Annotated in this window: 7 protein-coding genes, 3 tRNA genes and 3 rRNA genes; 2 read left to right on the top strand and 11 right to left on the bottom strand. The window is 37.4% G+C overall.

Translation table 11 applies throughout. The features are described 5' to 3' along the window. The first annotated feature begins 97 nt into the window (after positions 1–97). Positions 98–1,834, top strand: a complete 1,737-nt coding sequence (gldJ, locus tag RN605_RS12335) for a gliding motility lipoprotein GldJ (protein WP_313325177.1) — start codon at positions 98–100, stop codon at positions 1,832–1,834. Positions 1,835–1,897: 63 nt separating this feature from the next. Next, the gene (locus RN605_RS12330) at positions 1,898–3,181 is read left to right on the top strand and encodes a UDP-N-acetylmuramoyl-tripeptide--D-alanyl-D-alanine ligase (RefSeq protein ID WP_313325175.1); all 1,284 of its coding nucleotides are present in this window, start codon (positions 1,898–1,900) and stop codon (positions 3,179–3,181) included. 36 nt (positions 3,182–3,217) lie between these two features. Here the strand turns inward: RN605_RS12330 and RN605_RS12325 are convergent. The 11 genes from RN605_RS12325 to RN605_RS12275 all read right to left on the bottom strand — a co-directional run bounded on the left by RN605_RS12325 (position 3,218) and on the right by RN605_RS12275 (position 13,025). Then, positions 3,218–3,292, bottom strand: a tRNA-Val gene (locus RN605_RS12325). A gap of 59 nt (positions 3,293–3,351) precedes the next feature. Beyond that, complete coding sequence (locus RN605_RS12320; RefSeq protein ID WP_313325757.1) at positions 3,352–4,572, bottom strand: bifunctional folylpolyglutamate synthase/dihydrofolate synthase; 1,221 nt, start codon at positions 4,570–4,572, stop codon at positions 3,352–3,354. 12 nt (positions 4,573–4,584) lie between these two features. Continuing rightward, on the bottom strand, positions 4,585–5,370 hold the full coding sequence (locus RN605_RS12315; RefSeq protein ID WP_313325174.1) for an energy transducer TonB: 786 nt from the start codon (positions 5,368–5,370) through the stop codon (positions 4,585–4,587). Between the two features lie 8 nt (positions 5,371–5,378). Further along, positions 5,379–5,771: an ExbD/TolR family protein gene (locus tag RN605_RS12310; RefSeq protein WP_313325173.1), complete on the bottom strand. Its 393-nt coding sequence runs from the start codon at positions 5,769–5,771 to the stop codon at positions 5,379–5,381. Position 5,772: 1 nt separating this feature from the next. Next, positions 5,773–6,477, bottom strand: a complete 705-nt coding sequence (locus RN605_RS12305; protein WP_313325172.1) for a MotA/TolQ/ExbB proton channel family protein — start codon at positions 6,475–6,477, stop codon at positions 5,773–5,775. Positions 6,478–6,582: 105 nt separating this feature from the next. Beyond that, a complete protein-coding gene (locus RN605_RS12300; protein WP_313325170.1) occupies positions 6,583–7,812 on the bottom strand; it encodes a Glu/Leu/Phe/Val dehydrogenase dimerization domain-containing protein in 1,230 nt (409 codons plus the stop codon). A 124-nt stretch (positions 7,813–7,936) separates the two neighbouring features. Further along, positions 7,937–8,046 (bottom strand): 5S ribosomal RNA (rrf, locus tag RN605_RS12295). 110 nt (positions 8,047–8,156) lie between these two features. Continuing rightward, a 23S ribosomal RNA gene (locus RN605_RS12290) occupies positions 8,157–11,036 on the bottom strand. A gap of 131 nt (positions 11,037–11,167) precedes the next feature. After that, a tRNA-Ala gene (locus RN605_RS12285) sits at positions 11,168–11,241 on the bottom strand. 107 nt (positions 11,242–11,348) lie between these two features. Continuing rightward, positions 11,349–11,422, bottom strand: a tRNA-Ile gene (locus RN605_RS12280). A gap of 87 nt (positions 11,423–11,509) precedes the next feature. Next, positions 11,510–13,025, bottom strand: a 16S ribosomal RNA gene (locus tag RN605_RS12275). The 16S, 23S and 5S rRNA genes sit together here with 2 tRNA genes alongside, the layout of an rRNA operon. Positions 13,026–13,455: the final 430 nt, after the last annotated feature.

Below are 13,455 nucleotides of genomic sequence, written 5' to 3'. Positions count from 1 at the left end.
CTATACGAATAACGAAGTTAGTATTAATTTAAAAATTTTGTTGCAAATTAAAGGTTAATTCTTAAATTGCGCCACAAATCTATAACCTACGATGGATATGAAACATGTTAAAATTATGAATATTAGATTATTACTTTTAGCAATACTATCATTATGTATTACTAGTTGTAGCAAGAAATCTAGCTCAAAAGGCGGTTCTCAAGCTACTGGTTGGAAAATCAACGATAAAAAAGGTGGTTTCCAATATGCCTCAAAATTCAAAAAACAAGCAACTGGTCCTGGTCTTGTTTTAGTAGAAGGTGGAACTTTTACAATGGGTAAAGTTCAAGACGATGTTATGCATGATTGGAATAACACTCCAAATCAACAACACGTTATGTCTTTTTATATGGACGAAACCGAAGTAACCAACATGATGTACATGGAATATCTTGATTGGTTAAAAAGAGTTTTCCCTCCAGACCAAGAAAATTACAGAAACATATATGAAGGTGCGTCACCAGATACACTTGTTTGGAGAAATCGTTTAGGATATAATGAAACGATGACTAATAACTATTTAAGACATCCTGCATATGCAGAATATCCTGTAGTTGGGGTTAATTGGATTCAAGCAACTGAATTTGCAAAATGGAGAACAGATCGTGTAAATGAAAAAATTCTTGAAGATCAACGTTATTTGAAGAAAGATGCAAAAGTGACTGACGTTACTGGTGAAAAAGTATTCAGCACTGAAGCTTATCTTGCTTCACCTTCAACAGCAATGGGTGGAGACTCTGAATTAGTTTTACAAAGAGGTCAAAAAAGTTCTGGTAAAAAAGGAAGTTCTGGCGCAGCTCCAGCAGCTGGAGGCACTAACACTCAAGGAAATAGTCCTAAAAACGTTTATGCTCAAAGAACATCAGGATTAATTTTACCAGATTACAGACTCCCTACTGAAGCAGAATGGGAATATGCAGCAGCAGCAGATGTTGGACAAAGAGAATACAACATATACAAAGGACAAAAGAAATATCCTTGGTCAGGAAGTTATACTCGTTCTGGAAAAAGACAAGTTAAAGGAGATCAATTAGCAAACTTTAAACAAGGAAAAGGAGATTACGGTGGAATTGCAGGTTGGTCAGATGATGGTGCTGATATTACTAACAAAGTAAAATCTTATCCTCCAAATGATTTTGGATTATATGACATGGCAGGTAACGTTGCTGAATGGGTTGCTGATGTTTATAGACCAATTGTAGATGATGAAGCTAATGATTTCAATTACTACAGAGGTAATATATACATGAAAAATAAAATTGGTGAAGATGGAAAAGTTGAGCTAGTAACTGCTGAAACTCAAAAATTTGACACCTTACCAAATGGTAAAATTGTAGCAAGAAACTTCCCTGGAGAGATTGCTCAAGTACCAGTTGACGAAAACGAAACATATTTAAGACAAAATTTTGACAAATCAGACAATAGAAATTATAGAGATGGTGACAAACAATCATCTAGATATTTCAAATTTGGAACTTCTGAAGAAGGTGACGAAAAAGGTAACCTAAAAGACAATCAAAGAATGTATGATTCACCAAAACACAATGTTTCTGTTGATAGTCTTGGAACAATGATTAGAAAATATGATAAATCAAACAAGAGAACTACATTGGTTAATGACGATGTAAGAGTTTACAAAGGTGGTTCTTGGAGAGATAGAGCATATTGGTTAGATCCTGCACAAAGAAGATATTTCCCTCAAGATATGGCGACAGACTATATTGGATTTAGATGTGCAATGTCTAGAGTTGGACCAAAAGCAGACAAGAAAAAATCTGCTAGAAATAAAAGATAATATTTTTTCAAAATAATTAATAAAAGCCCTATTTAGGGCTTTTATTGTATATAAGAATCAGAAATGGAAATTAACAAAATACACAATCTTTTTTTGGAGTGTCAATCATTTTCTACTGACACACGTAAAATTGAAAAAAACTCTATGTTTTTTGCTCTGAAAGGAGATAAATTTGACGCAAATACATTTACCAAAGAAGCGATAGAGAAAGGTGCTAAATACGTAGTAATTGACAATCCAAATTATTTTATAAAAGAAAGAACAATACTTGTTGAAAATGTTCTTAAAACACTTCAAGAATTATCTACATTTCACAGGAATTATTTAAAAACACCAATAATTGCATTAACTGGAAGCAATGGTAAAACAACAACTAAAGAGCTAATTAACGTAGTTCTTTCTAAAAAATTCAACACAAAAGCAACTGTTGGAAACCTTAACAATCATATAGGTGTTCCTTTGACCTTACTTTCTTTCACAAAAGAAACTGAAATAGGGATTGTTGAAATGGGTGCAAATCATCAAAAAGAAATTGAATTTTTATGCACCATAGCTCAACCAGACTCTGGATATATTACAAATTTTGGAAAAGCACATTTAGAAGGTTTTGGTGGTGTTGAAGGAGTAATAAAAGGTAAAAGCGAAATGTATAACTATCTATTTGAAAACAACAAGCTAGTTTTTATTAATTCGGACGATGAGATTCAAAAAAATAAAACATTAGCATACAGTAAAAAAATTAATTTTAGCAAAACAGACAGAAATGCTGATTTATTCATAGAATCAGTTTCTGCAAATCCATTTGTTGAAATAAAAACATCAGACACCGTTATTAAATCAAACTTAATAGGGCTTTATAATGCGAATAATATAAATGCATCAATACTTATTGGAACTTATTTTAAAGTAGCTTTAATGGATATTAAAGCAGCTATTGAAAGTTATATTCCAGAAAACAATCGCTCTCAATTAATAAAAAAAGGAACTAATGAAATAATCCTTGATGCCTATAATGCAAATCCAAGTAGTATGAAAGTTGCTTTAGATAATTTTATTCAAATTAATAAAAGTAATAAGCTTATTGTTATTGGAGATATGTATGAACTAGGTTCAGAAAGTTTAAATGAACATAAAACGATTGTAAATTACCTTCAAGACAAAAAAATTGAAACTTATTTGATAGGAAAAGATTTTTATTCTAATAAGATTTCTAACCCTGATTTAAATTTCTTTGCGTCATTTGATGAATTTGGAAACTATTTAAAAGCTAAGAAAACAGAAAATAGATCAATTTTGATTAAAGGCTCAAGAGGCATGGCATTAGAACGAACTCTAGAATATTTATAATAAAAAAACTCCTCAAAAATTTGAGGAGTTTTTTTGTGGGCGATGAGGGATTCGAACCCCCGACCCTCTCGGTGTAAACGAGATGCTCTGAACCAACTGAGCTAATCGCCCTTATTGCGAGTGCAAATATAAGCTAGTTTTTTAATTCTACAAACTTTTATTGTGTTTTTTTAAATTATTTCTGCAACCACAAAATTACTTCCCCCTACATATATAAAGTCGCTTTTTAAAGCTGAATTTATAGCTTCATGATAAGCATTTGTAACAGAATTGTATACATCACCTTTAAGCCCATAAGAAAGCGATTTAGTCATTAAAATATTTTCATCTAAACTTCTTAAATTATTTGGTCTGCAAAAATAATATTTTGCATTTTTTGGTAAAATTGATAATATATCATCAATACTTTTGTCACTTACAAATCCTAAAACCATATGTAAATTAACAAAGTCATGTTTCTGAATTTGTTTTAAGATAATTTTAAACCCATCAATGTTATGAGCAGTATCACAAACCGTAAAAGGAGAATTATTCAAAATTTGCCATCTCCCTTTTAATCCAGTGTTTGTAACAACGTTTATAAGGCCTTTTTTTATTTCATCAACTGAAACTCCAAAACCATACTCCGCATTTAAAACATCAATGGTTTGAATAACAGTTTTAATATTTTTTTCTTGATAATCTCCTAATAATGAAGAAGGATATGTATTCACTATTAAATCTGAAGCAAAAAATATTTGTGAATTACATTCAAAAGATTTATCTAAAAAAACTTTTTTAGTTTCTTTTGTATATTCTCCAATTACTACTGGAATATTGTTTTTAATTATCCCAGCCTTTTCAAAAGCAATAGATTCTATAGTATTTCCTAAAAACTGGGTATGATCAAAACCAATATTCGTGATTACAGAAACTAATGGGGTAATTATATTTGTTGAGTCTAATCTTCCGCCTAGGCCAACTTCTATAATATTTATGTCTGTTTTTTCTTTTTCAAAGTAGTCAAAGGCAAGACCAACAGTCATTTCAAAAAAACTTAAATTATTTTCTTCAAAAAAAAGTTTATTTGTATTTATAAAATTAACTACAAAATCTTTTGAAATTTCTTTTCCATTAATTTTGATTCTCTCTCTAAAATCTTTTAAATGTGGAGATGTAAATAACCCAACTTTATATCCAGCTTCTTGTAAAATTGAAGCTAAAAAATGTGACGTAGAACCTTTGCCATTGGTTCCAGCCACATGAATACATTTTAATTTCTTTTCTGGATTGTTAAGAAAATTTGATAAAAGAAGTGTGTTTTTGAGGTCCTTTCTAAATGCTGATGCACCTTGTGTTTGATACATTGGCAACTGATGAAACATCCAATCTATGGTTTCTTGATAATTCATCATAAGAAAAATTTATTCTCCCAATTTGAAATTAATCACGATAAATCCAACTTGTGTTTCTGGTGCATTACTATCTGATTGCCATTTAAATTTCCTAGCTGCTGAAAGCGCAGGATTTACAAGACAAGGATTGGTATTAGTGGTACCTTGAGCTCTCTCTGCTTTAATAACATTTCCACTTCGATTCACTGTTACTTGAACAACTACTCTTCCTTCTTCATTACAATCCTGAACTTCTTTGGCTGGCGAACTTAATTTTCTACCATTCAAACCCCAACTTGTGCCATTTCCTGAACCATTACCTGTTCCACTTCCATAAAAACTATTGGCATATCTATCACCATTTGGATCTCCTTTATCACCTGGAATTCCATCGTTACCATGACCTGCTTTTACACCATCAGTTTTAGGTCCATTAATTAAACTTTCTAAAGCACTAGTAGTTGTTTTTGAAGGTGTTGGTTTTGGTTTTACAGGTTCTTTTATTTCTTTAACTGGCTTTTTTACTTCTGCTTTTTTTATAACTGGTGCATCAGTTGTTTCTTGAGTCGCAATATCTTCTTCAACGGCTTTTTGAGGTTGAGCCACTTCAGGTTTCGGCGCTGATTGAACCGGTTGTTCTGGCTGTACTTCACCTTGACCAACATTAGAAGTTCCAAAATTAATTGCTATTCCATTTTCTGGTGGCGGATCCATATACGTTAATCCGAAAAAAAAGAACAACAAAAACAATATCACAAAAATTATAGTAGTGATAGTGAATGATTTTTTTTCTTCTGGAGTTTCTAAATATTTCATGATTTAAATTATTTAGGTCTAACAGCTAAAACAATTTTTAATTGATTTCTATTAGCAATATCCATAACATAAACTGCTTTTTCAATTGGCACACCTTCTTCAGCTCTTAAAATCACAGGTTTTTCTTTATCAGTTCCTATTGCAGCTAATAATTGAGCTTCTACTGAAGATTCTTCTATTAAAGTTTTATCTAAATAAAATTTCAAGTCTTTATCAATACTAATAGAAACACTTTTATTACTGTCTGTTTTACCTTTTGCCTTTGGTAAAACTAAATCTAATGCATTAGTAGTTACCATAGTTGAAGTTAACATGAAAAATATCAATAAAAGGAATACAATATCCGTCATTGAAGACATGTTAAACTCTGGGCTAACTTTATTTCTTCCTCTTAAATTCATATTACTTTCTTTCGTTTAGTAAGTCTAAAAACTCAACAGCATTTAACTCCATTTGGTTCACTACTTTATCAGTTCTAACAACCAAATGATTATAACCCATATATGCAACCAATCCAACAATAAGACCTACAACTGTAGTTGTCATTGCTGTATAAATTCCTTCAGCTAAAGCTCCTACTTCAATTTGTCCTCCACCACTTGCCATTTTATGAAATGCCATAATCATACCAACAACTGTTCCAAGAAAACCAGTCATTGGTCCTGCTCCTGAGATAGTTGCAAGCATACTAACATTTTTTTCGAGCTTGTAAACCTCTAATTTCCCAGCATTTTCAATCGCTGTATTTATGTCTTCTAAACGATTTCCAATTCTTGAAATCCCTTTTTGAATTAATCTTGCAACTGGTGAATTAGTAGAAGCACAAAGCATCTTTGCAGAATCTAATCTTCCATTTGAAATATGATCTTTAATTTGCAACATGAAATTATTATCAATTTTTGATGCTGCACTTACCGCCATTAACCTTTCTAAATAAAGATATATTGCAAAAAACAACATTACAAATAAAGCAATTATGACAATTTGACCAGCCAATCCTCCACTGGTTAACAATTCCCAAATTGATAATGTTTTTTCAACAGGTGCTGGATCGCCTAAAGCATCTTGTGCAACAGATAATGTATCTGCTTGAAGAAATAAACTCATAAAAAAAATATTTAATTAATTTGTCTAAATTACTATTTGTAACATGACTTATGAAATCTAATTAAAATAGTAATACACATAGTTATTAACGAAAAAAAGACTTTTTTATTGTACTAATTGTTGTAAAGCTATTTCAAAAGCAGTTGCGCTAAGATTTACTTTACTTTTATTTTTATTATGAATGTTTTGTATTGCTTTTCTAATAATCTCAGAAGTATCAGCAAAAATTGCTTCATCTGTTATTTGAACTTTTTTCTCCATAAAATAAGCAAACACTCGAGCCATTCCACAATTTGAGATAAAATCAGGAATTAAACTAACTTTATTATCAGTTGCTTCCATTATCGGACCAAAGAAAATTTCTTTATCAGCAAAAGGTACATTTGCGCCACAAGAAATGACTTCCAATCCAGATTCAATCATACTGTCAATTTGTTTTTTAGTAACCAATCTTGAAGCTGCACATGGAGCAAATATTTCCGATTTAATGTTCCAAATACGATTATTAATTTCATCAAAAGAAATCATATTTGTGGAAATTAGTTGGTTTCCTTTTTTAGCTAAAAATAATTCTCTTATTTCTTCAAAAGTAAACCCATCTTCATTTATAACACCACCTTCTCTGTCGATAATACCAACTACTTTTGCTCCCATATCTGCCAGATAAAAAGCTGCAGCTGAACCAACATTTCCAAATCCTTGCACTACTGCTTTTTTCCCAACAATACTACCTCCATAAATTTCGTAATAATGCCTTGCAGCTTCAGCCACGCCATAACCAGTAATCATATCAGCAATTGTGTATTTTCTCATCACATCTGGAGAAAATTTTGGGTTTTCAATAACTTTAATTACCCCATGTCTAAGCTGACCAATTCTATTTATCTTATCTGCCTCAGTCGGCTTAAAATGTCCATTAAAAACTCCTTCTTGAGGATGCCAAACGCCACATTCTTCAGTAAATGGGATAACTTCATGTATTTCATCAACATTTAAATCTCCTCCTGTTCCATAATAACTTTTCAGCAATGGAGAAACAGCATGATACCACCGTTGTAAAACACCTTTTTTCCTTGGGTCACTAGGGTCAAAATTAATTCCTGATTTGGCACCGCCAATTGCTGGTCCAGAAACAGAAAACTTAACCTCCATTGTTTTAGCTAAAGACAAAACTTCATTCATATCAAGTCCTTTACGCATCCTTGTGCCACCACCAGCTGCGCCACCTCTTAATGAGTTAATTACCGTCCATCCTTCTGCTTCTGTTTCACTATCTTTCCAGTTAAATACAATTTCTGGTTGTTTATTTTCAAATTGTTGTAATAAATCTTTCATGGTTACTTTTTAAGTTTTGCAAATATAAGAATATCCATTTGGAATAAAATTCATTTATATGATTGATATTTTAAAACTCTCTAAAAACAAAAAACCCTTACTAATAATAGTAAGGGTTTTCAAAAAAAGGCGGCGACATACTCTCCCACATAACTGCAGTACCATCTGCGCAGTCGGGCTTAACTTCTCTGTTCGGAATGGGAAGAGGTGAGCCCCGACGCAATAACCACCTTAAACTGGTTTGCAAGGGTATCCGCCGTGGCGGACAACATTACACAATATCTTAACATACTGAGATAAATAATTTAAAGAAAGTTTCGCCCGAGCCGAAAGGCTCGGGACTTATACATAAGCTAACGGGTTATTAGTACTACTCGACTATGACATTACTGCCTTTACATCTATAGCCTATCAACGTGGTCATCTTCCACGACCCTTAAAAGAAATCTCATCTTGTGGTGGGTTTCGCGCTTATATGCTTTCAGCGCTTATCCCTTCCAAACGTAGCTACTCTGCAGTGCTCCTGGCGGAACAACAGATACACCAGAGGTTTGTCCAATTCGGTCCTCTCGTACTAGAATCAGATCCACTCAAATTTCTAACGCCCGCAGTAGATAGAGACCGAACTGTCTCACGACGTTCTGAACCCAGCTCGCGTGCCACTTTAATGGGCGAACAGCCCAACCCTTGGGACCTTCTCCAGCCCCAGGATGTGACGAGCCGACATCGAGGTGCCAAACCCCCCCGTCGATATGAGCTCTTGGGGGAGATCAGCCTGTTATCCCCGGCGTACCTTTTATCCTTTGAGCGATGGCCCTTCCATGCGGAACCACCGGATCACTATGCTCTACTTTCGTACCTGATCGACCTGTATGTCTCTCAGTCAAGCTCCCTTATGCCATTGCACTCTACGCACGGTTACCAAGCGTGCTGAGGGAACCTTTAGAAGCCTCCGTTACTCTTTTGGAGGCGACCACCCCAGTCAAACTACCCACCAAGCAATGTCCCCCGCATTACGGGGTTAGATCTCAGATAAGCAAAGGGTGGTATTTCAACAATGACTCCACAACGCCTAGCGACGCCACTTCAAAGTCTCCCACCTATCCTACACATCACTTATCCAAGACCAATACTAAGCTATAGTAAAGGTGCACAGGGTCTTTTCGTCCCACTGCGGGTAATCGGCATCTTCACCGATACTACAATTTCACCGAGCTCATGGCTGAGACAGTGTCCAGATCGTTACACCATTCGTGCAGGTCGGAACTTACCCGACAAGGAATTTCGCTACCTTAGGACCGTTATAGTTACGGCCGCCGTTTACTGGGGCTTCAATTCAATGCTTCTCCGAAGATAACATCTCCTCTTAACCTTCCAGCACCGGGCAGGTGTCAGGCCCTATACTTCATCTTACGATTTTGCAGAGCCCTGTGTTTTTGATAAACAGTCGCCTGGACCTTTTCACTGCGGCCAGCATTGCTGCTGGCGACCTTTCTCCCGAAGTTACAGGTCTATTTTGCCTAATTCCTTAGCCATGAATCTCTCGAGCACCTTAGGATTCTCTCCTCGACTACCTGTGTCGGTTTACGGTACGGGTACTGTTAATCTAAGTTTAGAGGTTTTTCTTGGAAGCCCTTAGGTACACTATCTCTTTGTCCGAAGACTCCGAGTACTATCAGTCTTTACCATTCTCGGCGGATTTGCCTACCAAGAATATAGCTACAACCTTCAACGAACACTTCCGTCAGTTCGCGGTACTTTCATCACTCCGTCACCCCATCACAATTAACAGTAGTACGGGAATATTAACCCGTTGGCCATCGACTGTCCCTTTCGGGTTCGCCTTAGGACCCGACTAACCCTCAGCTGATTAGCATAGCTGAGGAAACCTTAGTCTTTCGGTGTGCGGGTTTCTCGCCCGCATTATCGTTACTTATGCCTACATTTTCTTTTCTAACCAGTCCAGCACCCCTTACGAAATACCTTCAACCCTGTTAGAATGCTCCCCTACCACTTGTATTACTACAAATCCATAGCTTCGGTAGTATGCTTATGCCCGATTATTATCCATGCTCGTCCGCTCGACTAGTGAGCTGTTACGCACTCTTTAAATGAATGGCTGCTTCCAAGCCAACATCCTAGCTGTCTGGGCAGACAAACCTCGTTTTTTCAACTTAGCATACATTTGGGGACCTTAGCTGATGGTCTGGGTTCTTTCCCTCTCGGACATGGACCTTAGCACCCATGCCCTCACTGCTGGTAAACATTATATAGCATTCGGAGTTTGTCAGGAATTGGTAGGCGGTGAAGCCCCCGCATCCAATCAGTAGCTCTACCTCTATATAACTTATCTCCAGCGCTGCACCTAAATGCATTTCGGGGAGTACGAGCTATTTCCGAGTTTGATTGGCCTTTCACCCCTACCCACAGGTCATCCGAAGACTTTTCAACGTCAACCGGTTCGGACCTCCACTATGTGTTACCACAGCTTCATCCTGCCCATGGGTAGATCACACGGTTTCGCGTCTAACACTACTGACTAAAGCGCCCTATTCAGACTCGCTTTCGCTACGGATCCACAACTTAATTGCTTATCCTTGCCAGCAACGTTAACTCGTAGGCTCATTATGCAAAAGGCACGCCGTCACCCCACTAAAGGGCTCCGACCGCTTGTAAGCGTATGGTTTCAGGATCTATTTCACTCCGTTATTCACGGTTCTTTTCACCTTTCCCTCACGGTACTGGTTCACTATCGGTCTCTCAGGAGTATTTAGCCTTAGCGGATGGTCCCGCCAAATTCAGACAGGGTTTCACGTGCCCCGCCCTACTCAGGATACCACTATTGATATCTTTTCTTACTTATACGGGACTATCACCCTCTATGGTTAACCTTTCCAAGTTATTCTAATTCAATCCGCATCAAATGTCGTGGTCCTACAACCCCAATCTTGCCGTAACAACATTGGTTTGGGCTAATCCGCGTTCGCTCGCCACTACTTACGGAATCACTTTTGTTTTCTTCTCCTCCGCCTACTTAGATGTTTCAGTTCAGCGGGTTTGCTTCCTTATCAGGATGACATGTCTTCAACATGCCGGGTTGCCCCATTCGGATATCTACGGATCAATTCGTGTGTGCCAATCCCCGTAGCTTTTCGCAGCTTATCACGTCCTTCTTCGCCTCTGAGAGCCTAGGCATTCCCCATACGCCCTTATTTTGCTTATGTGCCGCCTAAATATTATAAAAATACTTAGGACTTTATTATAAATACATGATAAATCACATATTTAATGTACTTTCTACTTTTTAAATGTTTTTATCTCAATATGTCAATGAACTTTTTCGCTTTTGCGAATGTGGAGAATATCGGAGTCGAACCGATGACCTCCTGCGTGCAAGGCAGGCGCTCTAGCCAGCTGAGCTAATCCCCCATTTCAATTTTAGATTTTTGAATTCAGATTTTAGATATATGAATTGTGTCTCTAATTTCTTTTGGTGAATTCCAACTTCTAGAATTTCCTTTTAAAGCTAAAATAAGTAGTCCCGGGCAGACTCGAACTGCCGACCCCTACATTATCAGTGTAGTACTCTAACCAGCTGAGCTACGAGACTCTGTATTATTTTGCTTTGTTTTATTTTGAACTAACAGCGAGAGTAAATTAATCTCAATAAGTAATTCTTTCCTTTTTTTGTCTCTAGAAAGGAGGTGTTCCAGCCGCACCTTCCGGTACGGCTACCTTGTTACGACTTAGCCCCAGTTACTAGTTTTACCCTAGGCAGCTCCTTACGGTCACCGACTTCAGGTACCCCCAGCTTCCATGGCTTGACGGGCGGTGTGTACAAGGCCCGGGAACGTATTCACCGGATCATGGCTGATATCCGATTACTAGCGATTCCAGCTTCACGGAGTCGAGTTGCAGACTCCGATCCGAACTGAGAACGGTTTTATAGATTCGCTCCTGCTTGCGCAGTGGCTGCTCTCTGTACCGTCCATTGTAGCACGTGTGTAGCCCAAGGCGTAAGGGCCGTGATGATTTGACGTCATCCCCACCTTCCTCACAGTTTACACTGGCAGTCTTGTTAGAGTTCCCGACTTGACTCGCTGGCAACTAACAACAGGGGTTGCGCTCGTTATAGGACTTAACCTGACACCTCACGGCACGAGCTGACGACAACCATGCAGCACCTTGTAAATTGTCCGAAGAAAAGTCTGTTTCCAAACCTATCAATCTACATTTAAGCCTTGGTAAGGTTCCTCGCGTATCATCGAATTAAACCACATGCTCCACCGCTTGTGCGGGCCCCCGTCAATTCCTTTGAGTTTCAAACTTGCGTTCGTACTCCCCAGGTGGGATACTTATCACTTTCGCTTAGCCACTCAGATTACTCCAAACAGCTAGTATCCATCGTTTACGGCGTGGACTACCAGGGTATCTAATCCTGTTCGCTCCCCACGCTTTCGTCCATCAGCGTCAATGTATTGTTAGTAACCTGCCTTCGCAATTGGTATTCCATGTAATATCTAAGCATTTCACCGCTACACTACATATTCTAGTTACTTCACAATAATTCAAGCCCTACAGTATCAATGGCCATTTTCTAGTTGAGCTAGAAGATTTCACCACTGACTTATAAGGCCGCCTACGGACCCTTTAAACCCAATGATTCCGGATAACGCTTGGATCCTCCGTATTACCGCGGCTGCTGGCACGGAGTTAGCCGATCCTTATTCTTACAGTACCGTCAAGCTGGTTCACGAACCAGTGTTTCTTCCTGTATAAAAGCAGTTTACAATCCATAGGACCGTCTTCCTGCACGCGGCATGGCTGGATCAGGCTTGCGCCCATTGTCCAATATTCCTCACTGCTGCCTCCCGTAGGAGTCTGGTCCGTGTCTCAGTACCAGTGTGGGGGATCTCCCTCTCAGGACCCCTACCTATCATCGTCTTGGTGTGCCGTTACCACACCAACTAACTAATAGGACGCATGCTCATCTTGTACCGTTGGAACTTTAATTATTAAATGATGCCATTCAATAATACCATGGGGCATTAATCCAAATTTCTCTGGGCTATTCCCCTGTACAAGGTAGATTGCATACGCGTTACGCACCCGTGCGCCGGTCTCAAGGAAGCAAGCTTCCTCTACCCCTCGACTTGCATGTGTTAGGCCTGCCGCTAGCGTTCATCCTGAGCCAGGATCAAACTCTTCATCGTATATTTTTTGTATTTTTAGACAAAGGCTAGTCTTAATTTCTTGCGACTTACTTACTCTCTTATTTTGTTTTAATGTCTCCATTAAAACGGCTGTCAATTCAATATGTCTATGAACGTATTCTTTTATTTTTTCGCTATTCTTTCGGTTAGCGGGTGCAAAAGTACAACTCTTTTTTTAACCTGCAAGAAAAAATTAAAATATTTTTTTCTTTTTTCTCTTTGATGAATTTTCAAATAAAACTTGTGCTTTTTGCGGAGGGCAAAGATATAATCTTTTAAAATCCTAAACAAAACTTTTTTTAAGTTTTTTTGAATATTTTTTCTCAGTATTAATTATAGAACGTTTGCCGTATTGCGGGTGCAAAAGTAATCATCTTTTCCACTCTACCAAACTTCTATCAAACCTTTTTTAAAACTATTTTTTAAATCT

The organism is Flavobacterium sp. PMTSA4 (genome assembly GCF_032098525.1).
Lineage (GTDB): Bacteria > Bacteroidota > Bacteroidia > Flavobacteriales > Flavobacteriaceae > Flavobacterium > Flavobacterium capsici.
Note: the sequence above shows the minus strand (reverse complement) of the source record. Positions and strands in the feature narration are given on the sequence as shown.